Annotated in this window: 25 protein-coding genes; 15 read left to right on the forward strand and 10 right to left on the reverse strand. The window is 51.0% G+C overall.

Features of this window, described 5'->3' with window-relative positions; genetic code table 11:
• The first annotated feature begins 434 nt into the window (after positions 1–434).
• From UNDKW_RS24260 to UNDKW_RS24285, 6 genes are all read left to right on the forward strand, one after another.
• The gene (locus UNDKW_RS24260; protein WP_162060844.1) at positions 435–1,469 is read left to right on the forward strand and encodes an AAA family ATPase; all 1,035 of its coding nucleotides are present in this window, start codon (positions 435–437) and stop codon (positions 1,467–1,469) included.
• Positions 1,447–3,963, forward strand: a complete 2,517-nt coding sequence (locus UNDKW_RS24265) for a S8 family peptidase (protein WP_162060845.1) — start codon at positions 1,447–1,449, stop codon at positions 3,961–3,963. The genes UNDKW_RS24260 and UNDKW_RS24265 overlap by 23 nt, the downstream gene beginning before the upstream one ends.
• Positions 3,964–4,541: 578 nt before the next feature.
• Positions 4,542–5,042 (forward strand): helix-turn-helix domain-containing protein, encoded by a 501-nt coding sequence (locus tag UNDKW_RS24270; RefSeq protein ID WP_370529051.1) that lies wholly within the window; start codon positions 4,542–4,544, stop codon positions 5,040–5,042.
• 424 nt (positions 5,043–5,466) lie between these two features.
• Positions 5,467–6,459: a taurine ABC transporter substrate-binding protein gene (gene tauA / locus UNDKW_RS24275; RefSeq protein ID WP_162060846.1), complete on the forward strand. Its 993-nt coding sequence runs from the start codon at positions 5,467–5,469 to the stop codon at positions 6,457–6,459.
• Positions 6,432–7,256 carry a taurine ABC transporter ATP-binding protein gene (locus UNDKW_RS24280; RefSeq protein WP_162060847.1) on the forward strand — a complete coding sequence of 275 codons (825 nt, stop codon included), beginning with the start codon at positions 6,432–6,434 and terminating at the stop codon, positions 7,254–7,256. Before tauA ends, UNDKW_RS24280 begins: the two co-directional genes overlap by 28 nt.
• Positions 7,257–7,266: 10 nt before the next feature.
• Positions 7,267–8,145, forward strand: a complete 879-nt coding sequence (locus UNDKW_RS24285; RefSeq protein WP_162060848.1) for an ABC transporter permease subunit — start codon at positions 7,267–7,269, stop codon at positions 8,143–8,145.
• 66 nt (positions 8,146–8,211) lie between these two features.
• Here UNDKW_RS24285 and UNDKW_RS24290 read toward each other — a convergent pair whose 3' ends face one another.
• Complete coding sequence (locus UNDKW_RS24290; protein ID WP_162060849.1) at positions 8,212–8,778, reverse strand: DUF3455 domain-containing protein; 567 nt, start codon at positions 8,776–8,778, stop codon at positions 8,212–8,214.
• Positions 8,779–9,007: 229 nt separating this feature from the next.
• Between UNDKW_RS24290 and UNDKW_RS24295 the strand changes: the two genes are divergently transcribed.
• Positions 9,008–9,556, forward strand: a complete 549-nt coding sequence (locus tag UNDKW_RS24295) for a hypothetical protein (protein ID WP_162060850.1) — start codon at positions 9,008–9,010, stop codon at positions 9,554–9,556.
• A gap of 60 nt (positions 9,557–9,616) precedes the next feature.
• Here UNDKW_RS24295 and UNDKW_RS30170 read toward each other — a convergent pair whose 3' ends face one another.
• Positions 9,617–10,096 (reverse strand): hypothetical protein, encoded by a 480-nt coding sequence (locus UNDKW_RS30170; RefSeq protein ID WP_197893009.1) that lies wholly within the window; start codon positions 10,094–10,096, stop codon positions 9,617–9,619.
• Positions 10,012–10,599, reverse strand: a complete 588-nt coding sequence (locus UNDKW_RS30175; protein ID WP_197893012.1) for a hypothetical protein — start codon at positions 10,597–10,599, stop codon at positions 10,012–10,014. Before UNDKW_RS30175 ends, UNDKW_RS30170 begins: the two co-directional genes overlap by 85 nt.
• Before the next feature lie 186 nt (positions 10,600–10,785).
• Here UNDKW_RS30175 and UNDKW_RS24305 point away from each other — a divergent pair, with 186 nt between their 5' ends.
• Positions 10,786–11,979, forward strand: a complete 1,194-nt coding sequence (locus UNDKW_RS24305; RefSeq protein ID WP_162060851.1) for a glycerophosphodiester phosphodiesterase — start codon at positions 10,786–10,788, stop codon at positions 11,977–11,979.
• 77 nt (positions 11,980–12,056) lie between these two features.
• Here UNDKW_RS24305 and UNDKW_RS24310 read toward each other — a convergent pair whose 3' ends face one another.
• The 3 genes from UNDKW_RS24310 to UNDKW_RS24320 form a co-directional block, all read right to left on the reverse strand.
• A complete protein-coding gene (locus UNDKW_RS24310; RefSeq protein ID WP_162060852.1) occupies positions 12,057–13,256 on the reverse strand; it encodes a S9 family peptidase in 1,200 nt (399 codons plus the stop codon).
• Between the two features lie 233 nt (positions 13,257–13,489).
• Positions 13,490–14,257 (reverse strand): zeta toxin family protein, encoded by a 768-nt coding sequence (locus tag UNDKW_RS24315; RefSeq protein WP_162060853.1) that lies wholly within the window; start codon positions 14,255–14,257, stop codon positions 13,490–13,492.
• Position 14,258: 1 nt separating this feature from the next.
• Positions 14,259–14,459 carry a hypothetical protein gene (locus UNDKW_RS24320; protein ID WP_162060854.1) on the reverse strand — a complete coding sequence of 67 codons (201 nt, stop codon included), beginning with the start codon at positions 14,457–14,459 and terminating at the stop codon, positions 14,259–14,261.
• Between the two features lie 470 nt (positions 14,460–14,929).
• Here UNDKW_RS24320 and UNDKW_RS24325 point away from each other — a divergent pair, with 470 nt between their 5' ends.
• Together UNDKW_RS24325 and prfH are read left to right on the forward strand one after the other, a co-directional pair.
• Positions 14,930–16,123 carry an RNA ligase RtcB family protein gene (locus UNDKW_RS24325; RefSeq protein WP_162060855.1) on the forward strand — a complete coding sequence of 398 codons (1,194 nt, stop codon included), beginning with the start codon at positions 14,930–14,932 and terminating at the stop codon, positions 16,121–16,123.
• Positions 16,123–16,755 (forward strand): peptide chain release factor H, encoded by a 633-nt coding sequence (gene prfH / locus UNDKW_RS24330; protein WP_162060856.1) that lies wholly within the window; start codon positions 16,123–16,125, stop codon positions 16,753–16,755. The genes UNDKW_RS24325 and prfH overlap by 1 nt, the downstream gene beginning before the upstream one ends.
• Here prfH and UNDKW_RS24335 read toward each other — a convergent pair.
• Positions 16,752–17,207 (reverse strand): MerR family transcriptional regulator, encoded by a 456-nt coding sequence (locus UNDKW_RS24335; protein ID WP_162060857.1) that lies wholly within the window; start codon positions 17,205–17,207, stop codon positions 16,752–16,754. The two genes, prfH and UNDKW_RS24335, sit on opposite strands and share 4 nt — an antisense overlap.
• Positions 17,208–17,446: 239 nt before the next feature.
• Here UNDKW_RS24335 and UNDKW_RS24340 point away from each other — a divergent pair, with 239 nt between their 5' ends.
• Complete coding sequence (locus UNDKW_RS24340) at positions 17,447–19,873, forward strand: penicillin acylase family protein (protein ID WP_162060858.1); 2,427 nt, start codon at positions 17,447–17,449, stop codon at positions 19,871–19,873.
• A gap of 40 nt (positions 19,874–19,913) precedes the next feature.
• Here the strand turns inward: UNDKW_RS24340 and UNDKW_RS24345 are convergent, their stop codons facing one another.
• The 3 genes from UNDKW_RS24345 to UNDKW_RS24355 all read right to left on the reverse strand — a co-directional run bounded on the left by UNDKW_RS24345 (position 19,914) and on the right by UNDKW_RS24355 (position 22,588).
• Positions 19,914–21,029 (reverse strand): AI-2E family transporter, encoded by a 1,116-nt coding sequence (locus UNDKW_RS24345; RefSeq protein WP_162060859.1) that lies wholly within the window; start codon positions 21,027–21,029, stop codon positions 19,914–19,916.
• Entirely contained in the window at positions 21,026–21,448 is a 423-nt protein-coding gene (locus UNDKW_RS24350) for a cyclic nucleotide-binding domain-containing protein (protein WP_162060860.1), read from the reverse strand. The genes UNDKW_RS24345 and UNDKW_RS24350 overlap by 4 nt, the downstream gene beginning before the upstream one ends.
• Before the next feature lie 204 nt (positions 21,449–21,652).
• Positions 21,653–22,588: a DMT family transporter gene (locus UNDKW_RS24355; RefSeq protein WP_232063101.1), complete on the reverse strand. Its 936-nt coding sequence runs from the start codon at positions 22,586–22,588 to the stop codon at positions 21,653–21,655.
• Between the two features lie 119 nt (positions 22,589–22,707).
• On the opposite strand from UNDKW_RS24355, the gene UNDKW_RS24360 reads away from it, so the two are divergent.
• From UNDKW_RS24360 to UNDKW_RS24375, 4 genes are all read left to right on the forward strand, one after another.
• The gene (locus UNDKW_RS24360) at positions 22,708–23,610 is read left to right on the forward strand and encodes a LysR family transcriptional regulator (protein ID WP_162060861.1); all 903 of its coding nucleotides are present in this window, start codon (positions 22,708–22,710) and stop codon (positions 23,608–23,610) included.
• Positions 23,611–23,757: 147 nt separating this feature from the next.
• Positions 23,758–24,969: an acyl-CoA dehydrogenase family protein gene (locus tag UNDKW_RS24365; protein WP_162060862.1), complete on the forward strand. Its 1,212-nt coding sequence runs from the start codon at positions 23,758–23,760 to the stop codon at positions 24,967–24,969.
• Positions 24,970–24,981: 12 nt separating this feature from the next.
• Complete coding sequence (locus UNDKW_RS24370; protein WP_162060863.1) at positions 24,982–25,779, forward strand: methionine ABC transporter ATP-binding protein; 798 nt, start codon at positions 24,982–24,984, stop codon at positions 25,777–25,779.
• A complete protein-coding gene (locus UNDKW_RS24375; RefSeq protein ID WP_162060864.1) occupies positions 25,772–26,434 on the forward strand; it encodes a methionine ABC transporter permease in 663 nt (220 codons plus the stop codon). The genes UNDKW_RS24370 and UNDKW_RS24375 overlap by 8 nt, the downstream gene beginning before the upstream one ends.
• The last annotated feature ends 13 nt before the right edge of the window (positions 26,435–26,447 follow it).

The raw sequence follows: 26,447 nt of genomic DNA on the forward strand, positions 1-26,447 counted from the left end.
AGTGGGCATTTTTGTTTTCAAAACAACTCAGTCCTTGTGTCCGGTCTATTTCCGGTTCAAAGGAAAGCGTTGTTCCAACAGCCTGGGCTTCAATGTTCGACCGAACTTGCCAATTAGGATGCGCCCCCCACCCCGAGTCACGTGGCAGACTCGAGAAGTGGCACCGTTTGTGTCCGTATAATTTGTGCCCGATGTGCCAAAATTCACAAGGTCGGGTCGGTCGCAAAGCGAAATTCGGCGACATTTTTTGGCATAAAACCGTCGAGATCGCTCTCGATGGTAAATGAGACAACTGGCGCACATTCGTCGGGAAACGATCTGCTATCCTAGATAGAATCGCATCACGCAAAATTTAGCCGCAAGCTCACCCCTAAACGCTCTTCCTCGCCGCAGGTGTAGTAGAGTAATATACAACTATACAATTCTGGAATGTTATGGCTAGTGCGGAACAAATCAAGGCTCTGCTGAAGTCGCACCTGAACGGCGACGATAGCCATTTTTTGTCCGTTGCGATGCAGGTTGCAGCGCACGAAGCAAAGCTGGGACACGGGAAATTGGCCGAAGAACTACGAGACATGGTCGATGCAGCCAAGGCTCGACGCGTAAATGGCCAACCTGGAAAACTTGTACAACTGAGTCAGCCGCGCGGTGAGCTTGCTAGCCTTCTTAGCGTTAGTTACCCGGCCACGCGCGTTGTCGACATGGTGCTCGATGAAGATGTTGATAACCAACTGCTTCGTATTATCAAAGAACAACGACAGTTTGCGAAGATTCGCGAACATGGGCTGTCACCACGCCGCAAGCTTTTGCTAGTCGGGCGTCCAGGTTCAGGCAAGACTATGACTGCGTCGGCCTTGGCAGGAGAACTAGGTATACCGCTCTTCCTCGTCCGGCTTGATGCGCTCATCACCAAATTTATGGGTGAGACCGCAGCGAAACTGCGGCAAGTTTTTGATTCTATTGCCGAGGTGCGTGGCGTTTATTTCTTCGATGAATTCGACGCTATTGGTTCACAACGCGGATTGGCGAATGACGTGGGTGAGATTCGCCGAGTGCTCAATAGCTTCTTGCAGATGATTGAACACGACCATTCGAACAGCCTCATCATCGCAGCAACAAACCATCCTGAAATTCTTGACTATGCTCTCTTCCGTCGATTCGATGACGTGATCGAGTATAAGTTACCTGGTCATGAACAAGTCGCGATGTTGCTCAATCGTCGCCTAGGCAAATTCAAGCCAAAAAAATTCAACATGAAGATGGCTGTGAGTGAAGCCGAAACCTTGAGTTATGCCGAACTGTGCCGCGCGGTCGATGAATCGATCAAGGACGTGATCCTTCACGATGGAGACACGGTATCAGAGACTAGCCTAATCAACATGCTGCATGAGCGTAAGCAAATCAGCGTTAAATTAACCGGCAATAATTACAAAGAGCTGCCAACCAATGACGGAACCGGTAAGCGCTAAGCGCCCTCACCTCGTACTGATCGAGACATCCCAACGTAAGCCGTTCACAGCCCATACTCCAAATGGGGGAGCGAAACCGACTGTTCCCAACTTACCACGCGCCCAGCATGGCGCTTCGCTACACGCCCAATTAGCAGCGCTCGCACCAATCGCCGAGCGCGCCAAAGCGCTGCAACAGGAACAGGAACTTGAAGCCGGGTTTGGGGTGCAGATCCAATTCATTGGACAACCTGACGTGGAACTGGCATTCACAAAACTCGGCAATGACACGAAACGCATCGAATTGCTGAGTGTCCGCCAAGACGGCAACCATACAATCGCCAACGTCTTTGTGCCGGATGGACAGCTCGTGCACTTCGAGAAATACGTCACCGACTATCTCGCGGAAAAGAAGAATAAGAACGGCAGTGCACTCGACAACAAAGCGTTATTAAACACAATCGCATCAATTCGAGCGGCAGAATTGCGAGCTTTGTGGACAGACGACCCATCACTCCTCCCAGAAGACCAGTCCGTTGCGTTTTGGTGGGAGGTATGGCTTCCCGTTCGTGGTAAACATGGCGAAATCCGAGAGGAAGTTGTCAACGATTTCCGGAAACTTGCGGCGACGACTGGTTGCCAAGTCAGTACATCCCGAGCGGATTTCCCCGAACGTGTTGTCCTTCTCATGTATGGATCAGAGAACCAATTTTCACAGTCAGTGATGGCGTTGAACTGTGTCGCGGAGCTACGACGAGCAAAGGAAACCGCTGAATTTTTCGATGGCATGCCTGTTGAGGAACAACAAGGGTGGCAAGACGACCTACTTGCCCGAGCCATTTTTTCCGACGACGTGGAAAATGCCCCTCGAATTTGTTTACTCGATAGTGGTGTGAATCGAGCACATCCATTGGTTGCGCCAGTCATCCAAAATGACGACCTGCACACTGTCAGTCCTGCTTGGGGCGTTCATGATTTTGCAAATCATGGTACAGGCATGGTTGGTATTGCAGCATACGGAGACTTGACCGAAGCATTGTCGTCAAGTTTACCTATCCGAATTGATCATCTTGTGGAAGCTGTAAAACTAGTCGAAGACCATGGTGACAATCAGGGTTCAAATGAGCTTCATGCCAGCTTGTTCGCCGACGCGGTAAGCCAACCTGAAGTGGCGGCTCCAAATCGACCACGTGTATTCAATTCCACTGTCACATCTGCTGATTACCGGGATCGTGGTCGTCCGTCGAGTTGGTCTTCAATGGTGGACCGACTGGCGGCAGATGCCGACCACAACGGTGAATTTCCTCGGCTTTTCATTCAATCCACTGGCAATATGTTCGATCAGAACGCATGGCTGAACTATCCCGCATGTCTGTCTACGAATTTGATCCATGATCCAGGGCAGGCTTGGAATTCCCTTACAGTGGGCGCTTATACGACTAAGGTGGGAATTTCGGAGGCAGACTATCTCAATTGCACAACAATAGCACCAACCGGTGGGCTTAGCCCTATGACGAGTTCGTCTGCGACTTGGGAGCGAGCTTGGCCTTTGAAACCTGACGTTGTGTTTGAAGGTGGGAACGCCGCCCGCGACCCACTGGGTGCATGGGTCTTGCCCAGTTTGAGTCTGCTTACAACTCACAACAATCCACAAGAGCGGCTTTTTACCATTACGAACGCCACGAGCGCTGCATCTGTCCTGTGTGCACGCATGGCAGCGCAACTGATGGCTGAATACCCTGCTTTTAACCCCGAGACAATTCGCGCTTTGATTGTCCATTCGGCTGAATGGACGCCTGCGATGCAACAAACGTATTTACCTGCTCAAGGCGCGCCGACAAAAACTGATTATATTAACCTCATCCGACATTGCGGCTGGGGTGTTCCCAATGTTGATAGAGCCATTTGGAGCATGGCAAACTCATTGACCTTGGTGGTCGAGGACTCGATTCATCCGTACCAAAAAGAAGGTAGCACGGTCAAATCTAGAGATATGAATTTGCACACGCTACCATGGCCGAAAGATGAACTTGAAGCTCTTGGCGCTTTGCAGGTTGAAATGCGAGTCACGATTTCATATTTCATTGAACCAAATCCGTCTTCACGTGGATCAGCGTCAAAGTATCACTACCCGTCGCACCGCCTGCGATTTGATGTTCGTCGCGCTCTGGAACCGCTTGATGACTTCATTGCCCGTGTCAACGCCGCTGCGGCACAAGAGGACAATGGCGAGCATCAAAGTCCCCGTGACTCCGCCTGGATTCTCGGCGACAAGCGAAACAAAGGTTCCCTACATCAAGACACTTGGAAGGGTACTGCAGCCGACCTCGCAAGTCGTGGACACTTGGCAGTCTATCCTGCAGCGGGTTGGTGGAGAACACGCCAAAAACTTGAGCGCTACGATTTGCCAGCACGTTACTGTCTTCTTATATCGATTCGGACACCAGAGACAGATACCGATCTATACAACGCCATTGCTCAACAAATTGCAGTACCGGTTGTAAATATTGCCTAGAAGATGGCTGTAACCGAGCGATCCTTGGTGGCGCATGTAGGAGGTTTGAATGTCAACCAATGCCCACCGAGGGATTTTGAACACCTTCAAAAGCGTGCAATGCTTGCTTAGGACACATCAACATAGTTTCATGCGTACGAAGAGATTGAGTGGTGCGCGAAATTCGAGGCAAGAATTGTTTGGGTCATCTTACAAAATACCAGTTTCTTGAAATGGGCCTTTTTATTTAAAAAAAACCACTTATTCCTAATGTTCGGTTCATTGCCGAAATCACGCTCATTCGAGGCTACGCAGCTATATCAGATGAATATAAATTTATAGTTTCAAGGGGATTTTCGAATTAGAACTTGCAGCTTTCATTGACTTATAACGAGCGGATCGCCTTTTAGCAGCTAAAGGTCGGATACCACCTTTGTTAGTGCTGTTTGTTAGTTTTTCTGATCCACGTTGTAATGCCTCTTGTTGTTGATTTGCACTGAAGATTGCCCCACTTTGCTGGATAAATTGCATCTAAAATTGACCCACGTTTAGCACACAATCCTACTTATCTTGATGAGTAGGGAGCAGGAGTGATTGACGTGGCATTACTAGGTATTATTCGACGCTGGCACATTCGTGACCAGATTCCATTACCCGAGATCGCCAGACGACTGGGCATCTCTCGCAACACTGTCCGGCGCTATCTGCGCTCCGAAGTCAGAGAGCCAGCCTACGCGGATCGGCAAACAACAAGCGCCATCGATAAATATGCATTACAGCTTTCAAGCTGGCTTAAAACCGAAGCGAGTAAAAATCGTAAGCAGCGACGAAGCTTAAAGCAGCTTCATCTCGATCTGAAAGAACTGGGATTTGAGGGGTCGTATGACCGGGTGGCCGACTTCGCCAGGAAGTGGAAGGTGGATCAAACTGACAGGGTCAATTCAGCTAGCAAACGAACAATTCCATCTTTAAATGAAATATTAGGTGCCAAGAACGACTTAAATTCCTGTGAGAAACGTTGGGACACTAGTGATTTAAACATAGAAATTACTAAAAATGCAAATATGGGTACTACGTTGGGCTATTATGATCTCAAATAATATTGCTAATCGACGACGATATGGTCCAGGTGGCGCGGCTGATTTCTGAGGAAAATGCAATAATCCTTACTTCCGGCGCAGGCACAGACCTCGATTCTGGATTACCTAATTTCTGAGGTGAAACGGTTTCGAAAATTCCTGCTCTCGATAATTTGGGAATTAATTTTAACCAAATCGCCAACCCTCAAGGCTTTTCAATATCATCCAGAGTTGGCATGAAGCTTTTATGACTGTCACTTGCAGCTTTACCGCAATACTGTTCCCTATGAAGGCTTCCAATGTTTGCTGAAGCTAGCAGCAAACATGTCGCTAGGTTAGCGACAATTCACCAGCAGCACTCGCATATTCATAGTCGGAAAGATTCGTTTTGTCGCACAAAACAGGCCCATATACTGGGCCATCTGTCACTTATCCGTCACCACTCATGAAAAAGAATCTGCATATACTTGCTCTGGCCACCAGTGTCTTCCTTAGCGGAAGCGCATTAGCTGAAAACAAAGAAGTAGTCATCGCTTATCAGGACATGGTCGTGCCCTGGCGTTATGCGCAGGAAACGCACAACCTGGAACAAAAGACAGGATACAAAGTCACTTTCCGCAAGCTGGCCAGTGGTGCTGACGTGATCCGGGCGCTGGCCTCTGGTTCGGTGCATATAGGCGAAGCTGGGGCGGCACCGATTGCCTCTGGCTTGTCGCAGGGATTGAACATACAGTTGTTCTGGATACTGGACAATATCAATGACGCGGAAGCTCTGGTGGTGCGTAATGGAAGCAATGTCAAAACGCTGGCGGATCTGAATGGCAAGCGCATTGCAGTGCCGTTTGTCTCGACCTCGCATTTCCATACACTGCTGGCACTGGAACATGCAAAGGTAGATGCGCGCGGCGTCAAGATTATCAATCTGCGTCCACCAGAAATTGCTGCAGCGTGGGAGCGTGGTGATATTGATGCGACTTTCATTTGGGATCCAGTACTCGCCAAAGTGAAGAAGACTGGCAAGACCCTGATCTCTTCTGGCGAGATCGCCAAGCAAACTGGTACGGCAACCTTTGATGGCATCGTGGTCAACAAGGATTTCGCCAAACAGAATGATGCATTCCTCACAGAGCTGGTGAAGCTATTGGCGGCCACAGATGCCGACTACCGCAACAACAAGGCAAACTGGAAAACAGACTCAGCGCAAATCAAGGCAGTCGCCAAATGGGCTGAGGCTGCTGAGGTTCCTGCCAGCCTGGCACTATATGAGTTTCCGACTTTGCAGCAACAGGCGTCGGCACAATGGCTGGGTGGCGGTGCGGCTAAATCGCTGGCGGCAACAGCGGCCTTCCTGAAAACCCAGGGCACGATCCAGAATGTTTTGCCAGACTACAGTGCAGGAGTCAATGCCACATGGGTACGCAAAGCGGCAGCACAATAAGCCCGTCGGCTGCGCATAGCGGCGGCCGACTTGATATACGCAGGCTGTCGGTGCGCTTTGCCGCGGCCGGGTCTGACGAAGCACTGGCCTTGTCCGACGTCAACCTGTCTATCGCGCCAGGAGAATTTGTCGTCGCCCTTGGCCCTTCAGGATGTGGCAAGACCACTTTGCTGAATTGCCTGGCCGGTTTCATCCAAGCTTCTGAAGGTGAACTCACGCTGGATGATGTGGCAATCAATGGGCCCAGCCCTGACGTGGGTGTGGTATTCCAAAAGCATGCGCTGATGCCGTGGTTGAATGTGCTCGACAATGTCGCGCTGGGATTGCGCTTTAGGGGCATCGCACGTGAGCAGCGCAATGCGCTTGCGCTGGATCAGTTGCGTCTCGTGGGGCTTGAGCAATTTGTGGCGTCGCCCGTCTATCAATTGTCTGGTGGCATGCAACAACGGGTAGGGATAGCCCGTGCGCTGGCCAATAATCCGCGCGTGCTGCTGATGGACGAACCCATGGGTGCGCTTGATGCCCTGACGCGTGAGGCGATACAAGAACTGCTGGTCAAGGTCTGGCAAAGCAGCGGCAAGACTATTTTTTTTATTACCCATAGTGTAGAGGAAGCACTTTTTCTGGGCACGCGGGTAATCGTCATGTCGCCGCGTCCTGGCCGCATTGCCCAACAATTTGAGTTACCGTTTTCTGGCGAATATCTGGCCTCGGGCGATGCGCGTGCAGTCAAATCTTCACCGAACTTCATTGCCTGGCGTGAACGCCTGCTGCAACTTGTGCATCACCCTGTCTGAATATATCACTATGCCGCTATCATCCACTTCAGCTATCGCCCCTGATACCGTTTATACAGAGCTTGTAAAGCACGATGCTGTGCCGCAGATTCCTGTGGCCAGGGTGTACCCGCGACCGGGCAGTGGTAATACACTGGGCGTGACTATCGTCACTATCGCCATACTGCTGTCTGGCTGGTGGCTCATCACCGCAAGAGCCTGGGTGGAGCCCTTGTTCCTGCCCTCGCCTGCTGCCGTATGGCTGGCTGCTCAACAGGCCTGGACGGGCAATATACAAGGCGGGCTGCCCTTACTTCAGCATCTGGCCTGGAGTCTGGTACGCGTGTTTGGTGCATTCTTGCTGGCGGCTATCAGCGCCGTACCGCTGGGCTTATTGATGGGCACCAACCGTATCGTGCGCGGCATCTTTGATCCCATCCTGGAATTTTATAGACCGCTGCCGCCACTTGCCTATCTGCCCTTGATCGTGATCTGGTTTGGTATTGATGAAACAGCCAAGATATTGCTGATCTACCTGGCGTGTTTTGCACCTATCGCGGTAGCTACCCGCGCAGGCGTCATCAAGGTCGCTTCCGAACAATTGCATGCGGCACTGTCCATAGGCGCAAGCCAGTGGCAGTTATTACGGCATGTGATCTTGCCAGCGGCGCTGCCTGATATTCTGACCGGCTTGAGGATAGCCATAGGCTTTGGCTGGACCACGCTGGTCGCGGCTGAAATGGTGGCCGCGACGGCTGGCGTGGGGCAGTTGGTATTGAACGCGTCAAGCTTCTTGCGCACTGATATCGTGATCATGGGCATCATTCTCATCGGCATCGTGGCCTACCTGTTCGATTTGCTCATGCGCCGCCTTGAACGCAAGCTGGTGCCATGGAAAGCGCATAGCTGAGTACTTAGCGAATGAATTGGCGCGGCGCTTCAATTCAGAAGATATCTCAGCCGCGCCCAATTCGGGTCACTTCCAGAAAATATAATCCGCCTGGTAATTCACCGTCTGCTTGCTACCTGCACTACCCGCATCGCAAGTGCTGGATGGTGCGACACCACCTTTGGTTGCCACGCGCTGTATGTAAGTGACACCTGTCATGGCACCGCTGCCAGTTGCTGGATTGGCTTTGACCAGTTGATATGGAATATTGCCTGCGCCTGCTGGTGCCACTGCTACCTGGGTGGCGGTGACTTTGGAACCGTCCATGTTTTCCCATGTCGCTGGTGGGCCATAGTATTTGCCGACCTTGGTGCCGCTGCGATCACTGAGTGTGGCGTCCGGGCCGACGAAGGCCCATTCAAACTGGCCGGCCATGTCTTTCTTGGCGCGGCATTCATAGGTGATCAGCCCTGCGCCTACGGTCTGCATAGCTACTTTATTGCCTGCGGGCACCTTGACTGCATCTGGCAAGCTGTCTTGCGAGTAGGTGGCTGCCATGGGGCTCATGGAAGTGCAGCCTGCCAATAGTGCGCTGGCCAGCGCGGTGGAAATGCCAGTAGCGCGCGACGCGGTAGTCAGAGTAAAGGCTTTCATTTAAGGCTCCTGTATGGTGGTTGGGATATCAGTCTTTGATGACCAATATTTCAGATACGCAGGAGACTCATGAATGGATTCAACATTCTTTAAATAAATTATTCATTCACCAAAACTATTTGGCGGAATCAGTTCTCACCAGCCTGAATTTATTTCACTGTAAAATTGTCCACCCTATATGCAGGCAGAGACCTCAGTATCAGGTTCGCAACTTTAAGAGAAAATCAGCATGAACAAAAATCCGGCGCAATCTGAAAAAGACTTGCGTGCCCTGCTCAGGGCAAATAAACAGACTCTCAAGGGCATGAAGCTGCCGCAAGCCCTGAACCTGATGAGCGCTTACTACCAGGATATGCGCGACTACGACGTCATTACTACTGAAGGTGACGGCCTGGTGGTGTATGACGACATCACCAATCGCGGGCGCGGTACGCGCTTTGAAATAGGTATCGTCCGTCTGTTTTGCTTGCCTTCAGATAAAGCCAGCACAGAGCCGCAGCCTGCTCTGCGTTTGCGGCTGCGCCTGTGCTACAAGTTTGACATGGATATTGCGACCAGCGTACTGGCAGAAGACACCTGGTCATATTACTGCTGGTCTGTCGCCGATCTGGCAAAAATGTTGGATAAACTGAAGGGCGAAACGGCTTATCAGGTCTTGCAAGACAAGCAGCCTGCCGAAGTCAATATCAGTCTTGAGGAAACGACTTATCTGCCCTCAAAAAAATATCCTGCAACTGATGCGCAGCAAAACTGGTGGGGTGTATGGGATGTGGACTAATAGTCAGACGTAGTGTCAGCGAACATTGCCTTTACTGGTCTTCAGTAAAGGTGCAAGACTTTATTTTGATTTTGCCCGGATGATCTGGTTAAGACGAAAACCTTCAATATCGGTCTTGATCTGTATCCAGACCGGGAAATGATCAGACATCTGGTAGCTGAATTGCTGCAATGTGTAATTCTTACCTGGATATAGTCTGGCGATATTGGCCTCATCGACAAAAAAATCGACCACCCCGCCTGCATTGGTAAAATTCTCAGGCACGGTAGGCAAATGCAGTATCTGGTCATAACGCGCATTGCCCTTCAGATTAGAGCCACCTATGTTGCGCTTGCCTGCTTTTAACTGCACCAGTGGCTTGGGTATCTGCAAGCCACAATCTACCAGGGCTGCAAATAGCTCATCCTTGATGGTCGGTGTATTAAAATCGCCAAACACGATCAGGTCATGGTCTTCTACATATTTACTCTCAAAGCGGCGCTTGATCCAGTTGCTGAAGCGCTGTAATTCATCACGGCGTGCGGCGGTGCTGTCCCCCATCTGGCATGCAGGGCCAGCGCCAAAAAATCAAAGTTACCGGCCCTGAATGAACACAAGTATGGCGCACGCCAGTAAGATTCTTTGGTGACCCATTCATCACCTTCCTTTGCCCTTTGCGCCTCTACTTCAGCGGCGAGACCGGTATGCGTCACAGCCCTTCTGTCATATAGAAAAGCGGTGCGCTCATCATTGCCACCGCGGTCGTCTGACCAGTCTGAATACACAACGCGCCACGAGTCACCAAGATAAGTCATGACCTTGCCCAGGTCTTCGAGATTATTGCGCAATTCAACAATGGCGATCAGATCAAATTGGCCGAGGATTTCTGCAATGTAATGGATTGATGCTTCGTTGCGGGATTTCCGGCCAAATTCGCGGATATTCCAGGTGGCGATATTGATGGTTTCATCCAGCTTGGAAGAAGGTATTTCTGCCTCCTTGATGCTTTCTTTCAATACCAATAAACCTGCTGCAATTTCTGCAGATACTTTGCCATGATGCATGATTACCCCCTTGAAAGCCTGACTATTTCAACTGGAACCAGGAACAGAAATGCGCATATCGGCGCTCATCATAGCATCGCAAAACCAGGCAAAAAATATTTTTGAGACAAGTGTAACAATTACAACTCTGTCATTACATCGTCATACACAACTTATATCGTCGATCTTTTTTACCGAGAGACGCTCATGCTACCTACACGCACTCCAGAATATTTATTGGCATCTTCCCTGCTGGTCTTGCTCAGCGCCTGCGGTGGCAATAGCCTCCAGCCTTTACCTACCCTGAATGGCGACAAACCTTTGGTGGTTGCCCATCGCGGCGCATCAGGCTATCTGCCCGAAGAGACTTATGAAGCCTACGTCAAAGCGATTGACCTGGGTGCAGATGCGATAGAACCCGACCTGATTTCGACCAAGGATGGTGTACTGATTGCGCGCCATGATCCCAACCTGGCCTACAGCACCGATGTAGATAAACACCCTGAATTTGCTTCCAGAAAGAAAACCATAGACGTTGATGGTGAAACGCAAACCGGCTGGTTTGCCAGCGATTTTACTTTTGCAGAGATCAAGACTCTGGGCGGCATCTCCACCGATGCTGAGCGTCCGCAGCAATACAATGGCTTGTATAAAATAGTCAGCTTCCAGGAGATCATCGATCTGGTCAAAGCCAAGAGCAAAGAAACCGGCCGCACGATTGCAGTCTATCCTGAAACCAAGAACCCCAGCTACCACCGCGCCCTTGGTTTGCCGCTGGAAGACAAGCTGATAGACCTCATCACCAAGGCAGGCTGGAATGATAAAACTGCGCCCATCTTCGTGCAGTCATTTGAACCCGGCAGCCTGAAAGAAATGCGCAAGAAAGGTTTGAACGTCAAGCTGGTGCAATTGATCGATGCAGATGATGTTGATCTGAAAACCGGCGCACTGACTTTTGCAGCACCTTACGACCGCCCTTATGACTGGGCCCTGGCGGGTGACAAACGCCTGTTCAGCGACATGGTGACGCCCGCTGGCCTGGCCGAGATCAAGACCTATGCAGATGGCATAGGCCCTTGGAAGCGTTATATCGTCAGCGTCAAGGGTACCGTGGGTGCCGATGGCAAACTGGTCGATGTGAATGGCGATGGCAAGATCAATGAAACTGATGCCACTACCCTGGCGCCAACCAGCCTGATCAGCGATGCACACAAGGCTGGCCTGCTGGTACATCCTTACACTTTCCGTAATGAAAAGCGCCGCCTGGCAGCCAACTACAATGGCGATCCCAAGGCAGAATACCTGCAATTCTTCCGTCTCGGGATTGATGGCATGTTCTCTGATTTTGCCGACACAGCACTGGCCGCACGTGCTGACTATCTGAAAGAAACAGGCCGCTGATTTATTTCATCAGCGTCTAGCATGCCAAGCGTGAAGTGTCTTCACTTCACGCCTGGTCTTACAGGTGAATGGTTGGCTTACAGTCCTTTAGCCAGAGTCCCCAGGCGGGTAATATCATTGATCAGGAAGGCCGGTACACAGGGGATATGCTCTGCCGGTTTGACCGGGCAATCCATGCGGTCCAGCAGTGTGCCTGCGCCGCGCCTGGTCATGGCCTGGAAGGCAGAATCTGTATTCCCATACGGCACGGTCGTGTCATCACGGCCATGGAAAAATGAGATAGGTGATTGGGGCGTCCAGTCATTGACATTGCTTTGCGCGATGATGGCGGCATTGTCATCGTTGAGGAAATTGTCGAGGAAAGCAGGGTCAAATACGATATCGCTATTGTTGCCCAATGCAGACGACAACAAGAGGTTACGCACATTGGCCCTGTCATTCGCACCGAGTTTTTTCAAGAAACCGGGGCTGATAAGTGCGCCGACAATAGGATTCTCTTTGCGTACCGCATCAAGCATCGCATTCAGCGTCAGCACCACGTCGTAAGGCCCTGCACCGATATAGGTATTGACAGGCAAAGCACCTGCCCGGTTTTGTGTCAGGTAACGCAGGGTTGCCATGCTCGCATACGCCCCCTCTGAATAACCGGTTAAAAACACCTGGCCATTGTCAGCAATGGACTGCGTCTGCCGCCAGCGCGCAGTGGCGGTCATGAAATCAGCCACTGAAAGAGCAGTCGGTGTCGCCAGCAGATAAGGATGTGGCAGCCCCCTGGTCACACCATAGCCGACATAATCAGTGGCACTGACCAGATAACCCATGGAGGCGAACAACACTGCCGGTTCATCTGCAGTGGCATGGTTGCTCGGTGCCTCAGCATTGGTTTTGATGGTTGCATGCTGGTAACTGAGTACCGGGCTGGCCAGGCTGCCAGTCTTACGCGGTATAGCCGCCAGACCAGAGGCCACCACGCTGCGGCCACTGGTGTCCGTCGTGGTATAGGTGATCTTGTAGGTATCAACTGCATACAAAGGTTTGATCACTGCTGTCACTTCTTTTGGCAAGGCAGCAGTCACATCAGCAAGGCTGATGGTTTTGATAAAGGTGGCAGTATCGAAATGCCCGGGGCCAGGTGGATTAAGCACATCTGGCGTGGTGACAACAGGAATGGTCGCGGGACTGGAGGCGGAGCCACCGCCACAGGCAGTGACAATCAGGCATACCGTCAGACCGGCTAAATAGCCTGGCAATACACGTTTTAATAAATCAGATTTCATATTCTTTCCCTTTATTGCTCAGGGTGTGGTCAGGCAGCATAGGTAGCCAGATTGCATTACATGAAGAAAAGCATCTGCCCTATGGTGCTTGGTGCTTTCTGCATGACTGCAAACACAGGAATAAATACAGGCATACCTGCCTATAACGGCAAAGAACAGAATCGGATGACAACAAAGCTGCATTGATACATATTGATGTATAAGTCAGCTTTGCTCGCGGCAGCGTCTTAAATTCAGGGCTTGAGCTTATCCGCTTTAATTGCTTCGTTTGCGGTGGAGATCACCCGATTCGAAGGGCTATCAGAGCCTGAAAACAAATTAACATCTGTTACGGCCTTTTGAGTTTGTTTGTCAGAAATTTCAGTGGAATTTTCGAACTCCTTTGCCAATGGTGCATTTTCTTTCCGTGTCTGTATGTCTATCAGGGCCTTGTTTTCTATGCCTTGTATCCAATCCGGCGCTTTTTTTCCGGTAAGACGTATGACTTGATTGTTTTGAATTTCAAGATAGGTGACGGGATATAACTCCGAATTATCACGAACCATAATCAGATCACATATCGCAATAGCCTTGATGAGATTTTCCTGACTTTCAGTATAGCGCCTCCGGATAACATCCTCATCTATATGATGCCCTCCTTTAGCCACTCTATTGGCGACACGTAAAACATTCAAATCAGCATCTTTCAACCCTACATAGAAAAGCTGGGTTTCGAATCCAGCAGACTTGGCTTCTTCCATGCGTCTGAGTATGCCGTTACCAGTCAGTGTAGTTTCCATCGAAAAAGAAGTTTTATTGTCGATTGCTTCTTTGAACTGGCGTATCGCCTCTCTCCCGGCAGCAACATCAACAGAACGTGGATCTTTGGGATTGATGACACGTGCAATTGCATCCGGGTCTATATGTTTTTTGATCTCAGTGTTGGTGTCTATCTCTCTCAAAGTCGATTTACCTGAGCCATTGGTGCCGCCATAAAATAAGGCTATAGGACGATCACTCATATCAGGATTTCACACTCGGAACATCGCGCATTCTGGTAATGACGCCGTCAGGGGAACGCATGACTACATAGCCTTCTTCATCGATATAACTGACAGATTCGGTTTCATTAAGTTTTTTGATATGCTCTGCAAATTTCTGATCAAGTTCGAGCGCACGTTTGGCAGCATCACTCAATTTTGTTTCTTTATCGGTGTGATTCATTTTCATTCCTAACATGGCAATAAATAAATAATTCAAGAAATTCCGTTTTTTCATTCTAGTCGTTTGATAGCGAGAGAATAAATAAAGTTGCAATATGTTACGCGCTGGCTTTCGCTGGATTTAAGGCATAGCGAGGATACAAATGCAAAAATACAAATGTAAAAAACTCCTTGCCAAAACCAAAATCCATCAGCTACTATCAAGACCTCACCTCAACCAACTATCTGAAAGGAGATCAACATGCGACTACTACCGAACCTCTCTCCTTCATTGGGTCTGGTTTTCTACTGCCTGCATTAATTCGTATTTTAGTGCGCGTATTTCAGCGCGCGTATTTCATCGTTCTGTTAATACAGCGCACGCGTCTGCAAGCATTTCATCTTAGTCTTCATTTTGTCAGCATCTGCTGGTGATTTGATACGTCTAGACCAGCGCCCAATTCCTAAAAAAATATTATTTGGAATTCCTCTATGGGCAATTTTATTCAGCAATTGTCTGAGCGCGTATCTGTGATCGCCTCAGACCGCTTGTGGCTTGAGGACAGCGCGATACAGCAACTCAAGACCACAGCACAATTAACACATATGGTCAGTGTAGTGGGCCTGCCTGATTTACACCCAGGCCGTGGCTACCCTGTGGGTGCCGCGTTTTTATCACAAGACCATTTCTACCCTGCCCTGGTTGGCAACGACATAGGCTGCGGCATGAGCCTGTACCAGACTGACCTGGCAATCAACAAGGTCAAACTGGACAAACTCGACAAGCAAATCGGCAATCTCGATGAACCTGTCGATGAAGATGAGTGGCAGCAATTGCTCAGCCTTGATCCTGATATGGCCATAAAAAAACAGGCCATCGCAGATGGCTTGCTGGCAGCGGGACTGGATTTACTGCAAATGCGCTCGCTCGGCACTATCGGTGGTGGCAATCATTTTGCTGAATTACAAATCACCGACAGAGTCGATGATACAGCCAGCTACGATGCAGCAAACTTGCATGCGAAGCGCGTGCAATTACTGGTGCATAGCGGTTCGCGTGGTCTGGGGCAATTCATCTTGCGTCAGCATGTCGATGCGCATAGTCACGCTGGTCTCGCAAGTGACAGCGAAGCAGCGGCAGACTACCTGCGCAAGCATGATGTCGCGCTGGCGTATGCCGCACTGAACCGCGCCATGATCGCTGCACGTATCTTGCTCCGCCTGCGTTGCCATGGCGAATTGGTTCTCGACGTGCATCACAATCTCGTCACACCTGTAAAAGCGGATGGCAAGATTTTGTGGCTGCATCGCAAAGGTGCCAGCCCCAGTAATCAGGGCATGGTGATGTTGCCAGGTTCACGTGGCGATTACAGCTATCTGTTGCAACCAAAAACAGAAAATGGCGCAGCCAGTTTGCATTCACTGGCGCATGGTGCAGGCCGTAAATGGCAGCGCACTGATTGCAAGGACAGATTATTCAAACTGGCGACACCAGATCAATTGAGCCGCACAGAACTTGGCAGCCGCGTGATTTGTGCTGACCGTGCCCTGATTTATGAAGAGGCACCGCAAGCCTACAAAAATCTGGATAGCGTACTCGACTGTTTGCTGGGTGCAAATCTGGTTACAGTCATCGCCCGCAGCAAACCCCTGCTGACCTACAAAACACGCGGGGAGTGCTGCTGATGCTGTATCTACAAATCACCGCGAATACAGGCCCGGCAGAATGTTGTCTGGCCGTTGCCAAGGCTTTGCAGCTATTCAATAAAGAAGCGGCAAAAGCAGGTGTCACTGCGCGCATCATTGAGCAAGTCGATGGCCCATATGCTGGCAGCCTGCGGTCAGCTTTGCTGGAATTAAGGACTGATCAAAATGAAGATGCCTTGCAAAATCTGGCACATGCATGGGAAGGCAGCCTGCTATGGATCTGCAATAGCCCTTACCGGCTGGGCCACAAACGCAAGAACTGGTTTTTGGGTTGCAAAGTATTCCAGGTTGGCAGCAGCATGCCGGAGAGTGAAATACGTTATGAAGCCACTCGTGCATCCGGCCCCGGTGGCCAGCATGTCAACAAGACTGACAGTGCCATTCGCGCCACGCACATCGCGACCGGTATTTCAGTCAAGGTACAGACTGAACGCAGCCAGCACGCCAACAAGCGCCTGGCCGCGCAACTGCTGAGCAGCAAACTGGAAGAATTGCATGCCGCCAAAGAACGCGACAGCAAGGCAGAAAGACGCATGCAGCATCATGATACAGAAAGGGGAAATGCAAGACGCATATTTTTTGGCATGGATTTCAAGGAACAAAAAGCTTAAAGCCTTTTTGCGGCAGGTTTCTTGAAGGCCTTTTTTGCGATTGCCGCACCAGCACCGCTGCCGCTATCGGTGGCGGTGCTTTGTGTGGTGGTGACTGACAATTCAGGCTTGCAAGTCAGCAAGGCAAAGGTCGCCTGCAATTCTTTTTTAAGAGTTTTCAACTGACGCATGTGCGCGTCTATCTGTGCCATCTTGTTCATTAATTGCTGCTCTATATCGGCACGGCCAAACTTGCCCTCTGCCAGACGCGGCAGGATGACCTGTATTTCTGCCAGAGAGAATCCCAGTGCCTGCGCGCCACGGACAAAGCGCAGGGTTTGTACATCGGCATCGCCATACTTGCGATAACCATTACCCTGACGCGGGGCGGGCTTGATGATGCCCTGCTTTTCATAATAGCGCACGGTGTCGGTCGATACTTCGCAGACTCCTGCAAACTGGCTGATGTTCATAGACTGCTCCAGATTAAAATCTTCCTTGACTATGGAGTGTAGTCCAGGCTTTAGGCTGGATACAAGACCCAATACAAGATCAAATACAAGATCAAATAATTTCGCTTTGCAGCAAAAGCCCTCGCACAGTGATTATTGCTTGACTGCGCTAGCGGCTTGCGAAATGATGAGAGCCTTGCTTAAAAAGGCAGACAAATATAACAATGGGCAGGCCAGGGCCTGACCCAGATGGAGACAAGATGAGTAAAATATTGAAACGCACGACCATAGGTCTGGCGATTGTACTGGTTGTGGGCGCTACGGCTGGCTATCTGAAGCTACGCAGTTCCGGTCACCCGCAAATCGATGGTGAAATGCAATTGGCTGGTTTGACTGCCCCCGTCAAAGTCTTGCGCGATGAACTGGGCATACCCTATATTTTCGCCAGTAATACACCTGACCTGTTACGAGCCCAGGGTTTTGTGACTGCGCAAAACCGGCTGATGCAGATGGAATTGTTCCGTGCTACCTGGCGCGGTGAATTGTCAGCCATCCTGGGTGCCGAGACCGTGCCCAGCGACATACGCATGCGGGTGCTCGGCATACACCGCAATGGCATGAAACATGCAGAAAAACTCAGTCCTGAATCGCGGACTTTTTTCCAGCATTATGTCGATGGCATCAATGCCTATATCAAGTCTTATCCCGATGAACATCCCATAGAGCTCAAGGCCGTCGGTCTGGTGCCGCAAGCCTGGACAGTAGCTGATCTGGTGGCGCTGGTGCATTACATCCATTACACCCACTCCACCAATTTCAAGGCGGAAGTCATCGCGCAAAAACTCATTGATCATCTGGGCATGGAAAAAGCGCACGAGATTTTCCCGCTGACTGTGAATCCTGACAGGAAGACAACGTCAGTAGCATCCATCAAGCAAGCAGAAAATCGGCAGGCACAATCCGCACAATTAAATCTGACATGGAGTGATTTGAATATCGCACCCGAGACTTTGAATCATCAGGGCCTGGGTTCAAACAACTGGGCAGTTGGCCCATCGCGCTCCCTATCCGGCAAGGCCATGGTGGCAAATGACCCGCATCTGGATAACCGCATCTTGCCTGGCACCTGGCACCCCGTAGGTTTGTTTACACCCGAGATACAGGCCGTGGGTGCTGCCATACCCGGCATGCCTGGCATTATGGTGGGACGTAACAAGCATGTGGCGTTTGGTGTCACGAATGCCTATGGCGATGTGCAGGACTTGTATGTGGAAAGCCTGGACCCGGCCAATAAAGATCATTACATGGATGGTGGCCGCAGCGTGCCATTCATGATCATCACTGAAAACATACGCATCAAGGACAAGAGCACAGCGGGCGGCTACCGGGATCAAGCACTGGTCATACGCTATACCAAACGTGGGCCAGTAATTACCGATCACCCCGGCCTTGGCCCCAAAGGTGACAAGCTGCTGGTCTTGCGTTCTACCGATGCCGAAGTATTGACACCACAAATCGGTATAGAAGGTATGCTGACTGCCGCCAATGCCGCTGACTTTGATAAGCAAGTACAAAAGATAGATTTGATGATGTTCAATTTTGTCTTTGGTGATGACCAGGGAACTATCGCTCACCGCGCTACTGGCGCTGTTCCAATACGCTCAGGCGCTGATGGCGGCTTCCCGCGCCTGCCACCGGCAGATGGTAGTGATGACTGGACTGGTTTTATTCCCAAGGACAAGATGCCCGGCATGACTAATCCGGCACGCGCCTGGGTGGGCACCGCCAATCACGATACCCGGCCTGAAGATTTCCCCTGGTATTACACCAATTATGTTTCACCGAATTATCGCTATACCCGCATAGGACAGGTACTCGGTGCGGCACAAAAAATGACGGTGGAAGATCACTGGAAACTCATGCATGACAGCCGCAACCTGCAGTCAGATGCCCTGCGCCCTGCCCTTATTACTGCGCTGGAAAATGATCCCGCAAACAAAGACCTGGCTGCCATACTCAAGACCTGGGATGGCAGGGACGATGCTGCCCTTGCTGCACCGCTGGTCTATCAGGCGCTGTACAGGGAAGTCGTGATAGGCACGTTCAGCGATGAACTGGGTGACGATGTCGCCAAAGACATGTTATCGACCTGGTATTTCTGGCAGCAGCGTTTTGATACCCTGCTGGCCAAGCCGGATTCCATCTGGTTTGACAATGTGCGCACCAAGGACAAACGCGAAACCCTGGCTGACGTGATACGCGCCGCCGCACCACGCGCCCGGGCAGAAATAGAAGCCTTGCAAGGTAAAGATACCAGCCAGTGGCGCTGGGGCAAGGCGCATACCGTGCGTTTTGTCAGTCCCTTGCGCCGCAATGGCGCAGGACAGGAATTGCTGGGTGGCTTTACTGTTGAACGCTCGGGCAGTGGCGAAACTGTCAGCCGTGGTGTCTATGATTTCCAGAAACCCTACGAATCCAACTTCTTCGCCTCTATGCAAGTCATCATGGATTTTGGCGACAATGAAAAGATAGAAGCGGCCATGGCTGGTGGTGTCAGTGAAAGACATTTCCAGGAGCACCAGAATGACATGGCCAAACTGTGGGCAAAAGATGAACGCCGCCCGTGGTGGTTTGCGCCTGACAAGGTGGAAGCCAATGCCAGACACAGGCAAACCCTGAAGCCTTAAAGCAAAAATGGCAGCCTCATCGCTGCCATTTTTTTATCTCTTAGTCTTTTAAATCAAAGCTGACCTGTCGCTCACGCAAGGCTTTGGCATGGCGGTGACGTGCCCGCAAACGTGGGTTGGTAATCACACTCCCTACTGTCTCACCCACCACCATGGCAATGCCCAGTATAGGCAATACCAGCATCAGGCCGGCGATACCGGCCAGTTCACCACCGACGAAAATCATCAGCACAGAAATGAGCGGATGCATATGCAAGCTGCGGCCCAGGGTCATGGGCATGAAGATGAAATCATCGAGCAGGCGCACCGTGATGAAGACGGCAATCGCGCCATACGCCAGCAAGGGAGTGTCAGGTGCGTCAGTAGCCGCCACCAGCACCACCATGATGCAACCCAGCACAGAACCAACAAAAGGCACCCATGCGAGAATGGCTGATATCAACGCCAGTGTGAATGGTGCTGATATGCCGATAGACCACAGACCAAGCGCCAGTATGAGAGTATCGATCACCGTCAGTTTCAACAAGCCCTGGAAGTAACGGCGCGCAGTCTGGCCAATTTCATGCATGAGAAACAGGGTTTCTTCAAAAAAAGCATTCGGCACAGCACGTGCCAGAAATTGCTTGAACTTGCGGCCATCACGCAAGAAAAAGAAAGTCAGGAAAGGGGTCAGAAAAAACGCCGGCAATACTCCGGCCATGGAAACCAGGATGTTGGCAACATATTGCTGGGCAAAATTATCGGTATTACTCGCCATCCATGCATTCACTGATTCGCTCGCATGCGCCTTGCGGAGTATGGAAAAATTTTCTTCCATGGTCTGCATGGAATTGTGCACGAAACGTATCCCGCCATCGACATAATGCGAGAACATGTCTTGCAAAGATCCTGCACGCAAAGTGAATTTATTAATGATGTAGGCCAGTGCCAAAGCCAGAGCAATAAAAAAAATACCGCCAACCAGGGTAGCTGCCAACTCACGCGGCAAACCCAGCAAACTCAGGCGTGCCACTGCAGGTACGAGGATGTAATACAGTATCATCGCAAACATGAACGGTATCAGCAGCCACAAGACCTTGGGCAATAAAAATAGCAGCGCGCAAGTGGAAGCCAGTACACATAGCCATACAATGGGGCCAGATTGACGCTGGTTCACAAGGCCTCACTACGCGAAACATCATCGAGGGAATCACGCAGGCGGCGGCTGTTCAGCCTGGCCAGTTCCAGCGAAATTTTATAGCCAATGACGGCATTGGTTTCCAGTAAAGAGCTGAAGTCAGCACGGAAAAATACCGCGACCTCGCAATTCTCTGCTGCCTTGGCCTGCGCGCTGCGCGGAGAATTATCCAGCAAGGCTACGTCACCGAAAAAATTGCCCTCGGTCAGATTGGCAATGAACTCATCACCATGCTCGCGCCTGCGGTTGATACTGACTACGCCGGACAGGATGATGTACAAGGCCTGCCCTTCCTCACCCTCATCGAAGATGATTTCATTGGCAAGATACTGCCTGTCGTGCAACATGCCATCAATAATTTTCAGCTCACGCGGACTCAGGGTGGCGAACAATGACATACCTGACAAGCGTTGCAGGCGATAAGAAGTGGGGGTTGTCTTATCCAGGTGAGTGTCATGTGTATCCTTTTTTATTCTTGGTAACAGAGCAATCTGCAATTATGCTGCACCCGACGGCCCTTGCCCATGAAAATCTCATGCATCGTATCCAAGTAGCACAATGAAAGCGTAGATATTATCACCACAAATCCCGCAAAAACACTTTCACATTTGTTTTCCGCGCCCAGACACCGCATTCGCGACATGCTTCAAAATGGCAGGATGCCAATCGCGCTGATTTGCCAATACAGCCAGCAAGATCATGACCATGCCCAGCAATTGCCAGGCACTCAGTACAGTTGCAAAAAACAGCACATCAACCAGCAAGGCCACCAGCGGATAAATAAAGGACAAGGTAGCAATACTCGTTGCTGGCAATTTTTGAAAAGCATCGTACATGAGTTTATACATCAACCCGGTATGGACAAAGCCCAGCAGCAATAAACTGCCCCAGCTTTGCCAATGCCAGCTCCAGTTTGATAAATCTGCCATCGGTGCCAATACCACGGCACCCGTCAGCAACTGTAATCCTGCAATCTGCGCCGGGACTATGCCTTGCAGCTTACGCGTCGCCAGGGTAGCGAAGGCATACAGTAAGGCTGCCAGCAAAGCCAACCCGGCACCTGCCAGTGCCTGACTAACATGTCCGTCAGCATTGCGCAGGAAATCATGCCGGATATCCAGACCAGAACTAAGCACCACGCCAACAAAAGCCAGTAACAGGAAAGGCAGCTTGCGCCAGATCTGCCCATCTCTTTGCGTGATGGCCAGCAAGATCAGTAAAAAGAAGGGTTGTACATGATAGACCACCGTGGCGATGGAAATACTGCTGAGCCTGTAGGCAGAAAACAGGCATAGCCAGTTGATGATAAGGGCTGCGGCTCCCAGCAATAGCCACTTCACTTGCCTGGCATTCAAATTCTGCCAGCCGCCTTGCCAGTACAGCAAGGCCAACAGGCTAAGCCCGCCAATCAGACAGCGTAACAACACCACCGTCATTGCTGGTTGCCCGCTGGCCAATACGAACAGACCTATGGTGCCGGACAATGACATTGCCACTACCATTTGCCATTTGCCGGAATTACCAGAGTTGCTATTCATCGTATCCGCCTGCTTCTGATTTAAGTTGCCTCCATTATCGACAAGCTGACACTCTTCAACAATACGCATAAAATACAAAGGATTATTGCTCATGGAGCAAAAGCAAAAGGATATGCGTGATGGAAATGCTCAATGAGATGGCGATCTTTGCCCAAGTCGTGGAAAGTGGCAGTTTTTCAGCGGCGGCCCGGCAATTAGGCGTAAATACCTCAGCTATCAGCCGCCACATCACCCGGCTGGAAGCGCATATGGGTGGCAGGCTATTGCAAAGAACCACGCGCTCATTTTCCCTGACCGAGCTGGGGCAGGAAGTGCTGACCGGCAGCAGGCGTATCTTGCAGGCAGCACGTGAAACCCATGCGCTGGCAGGCACTTACAGCCAGCATCCCAGCGGCGTGATACGTGTGACTGCCCCTGTGGTACTTGGCGAAGTCTGGCTGGCGCCCTTGCTACCGGCCTTTCTGGATGCCTATCCCGATGTATCTGTGCGCTTGACGCTGATAGACAGTACCCTGGACCTCATTGATGAAGGTGTCGATCTGGCGATACGTATTTCTCGCGAACTGGCACCCGGTCTGGCAGCCCGGCCATTGGGCAAGATGCGTTATGTATTGGTGGCTACGCCGGATTATCTGCAACAGTCTGGCCGTCCCGCTGAACCTGATGAATTAACGACACATCGCTGCATTTATCTGGGCTATGGCAGCTTTGGTGATCACTGGAGCATGCAAAAAGGCAAGCAGCAATGCAATGTACAAATCCCGGCGCGACTGACTATCAACAATAGTTCAGCAATACTCGCTGCCACCCTGGCTGGTGGTGGCATAGGCCTGGTCCCGGACTTTACGGCACGCGCTGCCATTGCCGCGAAACAGGTGGAAGTTGTTTTACCTGATTGGGAATTTTGCGCGCCTTATACTGGCAATATTTATGCGGTATATACGCCAGGCAAACATCTGGCCTTGAAAGTCAGGGGCTTCATCGATTATCTGCTACAGACACAAAACTCATCGGCCTCATAACCTAAACATAATGCACATTTCGACTATGCAATCTTGATTTTCTTCATAGGTCAATAACGCATAAGGTAAGCTGGATTTGTTCGTGTACGCGCATAAGGAGCAATGTAATACTGATTTTTCAAATTATTTTGATAGATCAGGTTTGCCATGCCTTTTGCTCTCCACAGCCGCGTTACACCTACTTCTTCGTCAGATCAGCAAGAAGATGCTCTGGCTATCGCGAGTGCTTTGGCTGATCAACTGGCCAGCACCGCCGTAGCACGTGACCGCGCAGGCGGGCATGCGCAACAAGAGCGCGAATGGATACGTACCTCTGGCTTGTTGACACTCTCCATCCCGGTAGAATTTGGTGGCCAGGGTGCGGACTGGCCTCTGGTGTTTCAGGTGATACGCCTGCTCGCCAAGGCCGACAGCGCACTTGCCCATGTGTTCGCTTTTCATCATTTGCAACTCGCTGGCATACAGCTGTATGGCAATGCGCAGCAACAGCGCCGCTTGCTGGCAGCGACAGTAGAACAAAGACTTTTCTGGGGGAATGCCCTTAACCCTCTGGACAAGCGCACCACGGCAACAAGGACGGATGGCGGTTATATCCTGCATGGCATCAAGAGTTTTTCATCTGGCTCTGTGGGTGCAGAATGGCTGACCATCTCGGCCTGGGATGAGCAAACTCAAAGTGCCCTGATCGCCGCAGTGCCCACAAGTCAAAAAGGTATCTCGGTACAAGCCGACTGGGATGCCTTTGGTCAAAAGCAGACGGATAGTGGCAATGTGCATTTTGAAAATGTCTTCTTGCCTGCTGATCTGGTGTTGCAAGCGCCAGCAACAATACCCACTGCGCAGGCAACACTGCGCTCGCAAGTTGCACAGCTCATCATGACGAATCTGTACCTGGGCATAGGCCTGGGTGCCTTTGATGCTGCCCGCCAATATACGCAAGAACAGGCCAGAGCATGGTTTGCTGCAGGCGTGGATAAAGCCACGGACGACCCTTACATACAACACCGATATGGGGAACTGTGGTTGCTATTGCGCCCGGCAGTTGCCCTCGCAGACCAGGCTGCAGCGAACCTGGAAAAAGCTTTTCGCCAGGGACCGCTGGTCACGGCAGAAACCCGCGGCGAAGTGGCGATTGCCGTGGTAGAAGCAAAGTGCCTGGCGCACCGCGCTGGTATAGAAGTCAGCTCGCAAATGTTTGAACTGACTGGCGCCCGTTCCACCTCGGCACGCTATGGCTATGACAGGTTCTGGCGCAAAGTCAGGGTACATACCCTGCATGACCCCATCGATTACAAATTGCGTGACCTGGGTCGTTATGTATTGAATGGCAGCTTTCCTGAACCTACTGCATATTCTTGATCGGCAATAAACGTGAGCACACCTCTTATACAAATACAGTCTGTCAGCAAGGCTTTCGCTCTGCCGGATGGCAAGACTTTTCATGCAGTCAAATCTGTCAGTCTCGATATTGAACAAGGCGATATCTTTGGCCTGATAGGCAAGAGTGGCGCTGGTAAATCAACATTGCTGCGTTTGATCAATTTGCTGGAGCGTCCAGATAGCGGTGCGGTCATCGTCGCCGCTCAGGAACTAACCAAGCTGGGTAAAAAAGAACTGCGCGTCGCCAGACAAAACATAGGCATGATTTTCCAGCAATTCAATCTCTTGCAAAACGCCAGCGTATTTGAAAATTTCGCTTTCCCGTTGAGAATACACACGAAGCAAAGCAGGCAAGAAATCGCCGCGCGTGTTGCGGAATGCCTGGACATCGTCGGTCTTTCCAATAAGTCAGGCAGCTATCCGGCCCAATTGTCTGGCGGACAAAAACAGCGTGTCGCAATTGCACGTGCGCTGGCCAGCAAACCCAATGTGGTCTTGTGCGATGAACCCACCTCTGCACTGGATGCAGAAACCACGCGCGAAGTGCTGGATACCCTGCGTGATATCAATCAGCGACTGGGTGTCACTATCGTCATTGTCAGCCATGAGCTATCGGTGCTCAGTACCATCTGCAACAAGGTAGCCGTCATCGAAGACGGAGAAATTGCCGAGAGTTTTTCATTGGCTGATACCGGCATCCTGCGCAAGACTGCGCTCGGTCGCGAGCTGGCTTTTCATGGTCAGGAGAATGGTAGCAATCCACAGTGGAAGGAATTAAGCCATGTTTGAAAATCTGATTGCATTATTACCTGAGTTGGGTACAGCCGCATTGCAGACTTTTACCATGCTGGCCATAGGCCTGAGTGCGGCCGTGCTAATCGGTGGCCCGCTGGGTGTTTTGCTTTTTCTTGTGGGAGATGGACAATCGCTGCAAAACCGTCCGCTGGCAGTTTTCCTGGGCTGGCTGGTGAATACCATACGCTCCTTCCCCTTCATTATCTTGCTGGTGGCGCTGGTGCCATTCACACGGTTTATAGTCGGCACCTCGATAGGCCCGCTGGCGGCAGCGGTGCCTTTGTCGATTGCGGCCATCCCCTATTTCGCCCGCCTGGTAGAACAAAGTTTTCGTGAAGTGCCGCGCGGCGTGATTGAAGCCGCGCATGCGATGGGTGCGTCTGAGTTGCAAATCATTCTCCGCGTCTTGCTGGTGGAAGCGCGCAGCGGCCTGGTGTTGGCACTGACTGTCTTGGCGATCAGTTTCCTGTCTTACTCTGCTGTTGCCGGTGTGGTTGGTGGCGGTGGCATAGGTGACCTGGCAATACGCTACGGCTATTACCGCTTCCAGACCGACGTCATGTTCATCACGGTTGCCCTGCTCATTGCACTGGTGCAGATCATACAGTTCACGGGCAACCGCATTGCCCGCCATATCGATAAACGCTAATTCTATATTTTAA

Source organism: Undibacterium sp. KW1 (genome assembly GCF_009937955.1).
Lineage (GTDB): Bacteria > Pseudomonadota > Gammaproteobacteria > Burkholderiales > Burkholderiaceae_D > Undibacterium.

What these genes read in the sequence shown, in the direction of transcription:
- UNDKW_RS24260 (WP_162060844.1), top strand. Translation starts at nt 435, where the DNA reads ATGGCTAGTGCGGAACAAATCAAGGCTCTGCTGAAGTCGCACCTGAAC.
- UNDKW_RS24265 (WP_162060845.1), top strand. Translation starts at nt 1,447, where the DNA reads ATGACGGAACCGGTAAGCGCTAAGCGCCCTCACCTCGTACTGATCGAG.
- tauA (WP_162060846.1), top strand. Translation starts at nt 5,467, where the DNA reads ATGAAAAAGAATCTGCATATACTTGCTCTGGCCACCAGTGTCTTCCTT.
- UNDKW_RS24280 (WP_162060847.1), top strand. Translation starts at nt 6,432, where the DNA reads ATGGGTACGCAAAGCGGCAGCACAATAAGCCCGTCGGCTGCGCATAGC.
- UNDKW_RS24285 (WP_162060848.1), top strand. Translation starts at nt 7,267, where the DNA reads ATGCCGCTATCATCCACTTCAGCTATCGCCCCTGATACCGTTTATACA.
- UNDKW_RS24290 (WP_162060849.1), bottom strand. Translation starts at nt 8,778, where the DNA reads ATGAAAGCCTTTACTCTGACTACCGCGTCGCGCGCTACTGGCATTTCC.
- UNDKW_RS24295 (WP_162060850.1), top strand. Translation starts at nt 9,008, where the DNA reads ATGAACAAAAATCCGGCGCAATCTGAAAAAGACTTGCGTGCCCTGCTC.
- UNDKW_RS30170 (WP_197893009.1), bottom strand. Translation starts at nt 10,096, where the DNA reads ATGGGGGACAGCACCGCCGCACGCCGTGATGAATTACAGCGCTTCAGC.
- UNDKW_RS30175 (WP_197893012.1), bottom strand. Translation starts at nt 10,599, where the DNA reads ATGCATCATGGCAAAGTATCTGCAGAAATTGCAGCAGGTTTATTGGTA.
- UNDKW_RS24305 (WP_162060851.1), top strand. Translation starts at nt 10,786, where the DNA reads ATGCTACCTACACGCACTCCAGAATATTTATTGGCATCTTCCCTGCTG.
- UNDKW_RS24310 (WP_162060852.1), bottom strand. Translation starts at nt 13,256, where the DNA reads ATGAAATCTGATTTATTAAAACGTGTATTGCCAGGCTATTTAGCCGGT.
- UNDKW_RS24315 (WP_162060853.1), bottom strand. Translation starts at nt 14,257, where the DNA reads ATGAGTGATCGTCCTATAGCCTTATTTTATGGCGGCACCAATGGCTCA.
- UNDKW_RS24320 (WP_162060854.1), bottom strand. Translation starts at nt 14,459, where the DNA reads ATGAATCACACCGATAAAGAAACAAAATTGAGTGATGCTGCCAAACGT.
- UNDKW_RS24325 (WP_162060855.1), top strand. Translation starts at nt 14,930, where the DNA reads ATGGGCAATTTTATTCAGCAATTGTCTGAGCGCGTATCTGTGATCGCC.
- prfH (WP_162060856.1), top strand. Translation starts at nt 16,123, where the DNA reads ATGCTGTATCTACAAATCACCGCGAATACAGGCCCGGCAGAATGTTGT.
- UNDKW_RS24335 (WP_162060857.1), bottom strand. Translation starts at nt 17,207, where the DNA reads ATGAACATCAGCCAGTTTGCAGGAGTCTGCGAAGTATCGACCGACACC.
- UNDKW_RS24340 (WP_162060858.1), top strand. Translation starts at nt 17,447, where the DNA reads ATGAGTAAAATATTGAAACGCACGACCATAGGTCTGGCGATTGTACTG.
- UNDKW_RS24350 (WP_162060860.1), bottom strand. Translation starts at nt 21,448, where the DNA reads ATGTCATTGTTCGCCACCCTGAGTCCGCGTGAGCTGAAAATTATTGAT.
- UNDKW_RS24355 (WP_232063101.1), bottom strand. Translation starts at nt 22,588, where the DNA reads ATGAATAGCAACTCTGGTAATTCCGGCAAATGGCAAATGGTAGTGGCA.
- UNDKW_RS24360 (WP_162060861.1), top strand. Translation starts at nt 22,708, where the DNA reads ATGGAAATGCTCAATGAGATGGCGATCTTTGCCCAAGTCGTGGAAAGT.
- UNDKW_RS24365 (WP_162060862.1), top strand. Translation starts at nt 23,758, where the DNA reads ATGCCTTTTGCTCTCCACAGCCGCGTTACACCTACTTCTTCGTCAGAT.
- UNDKW_RS24375 (WP_162060864.1), top strand. Translation starts at nt 25,772, where the DNA reads ATGTTTGAAAATCTGATTGCATTATTACCTGAGTTGGGTACAGCCGCA.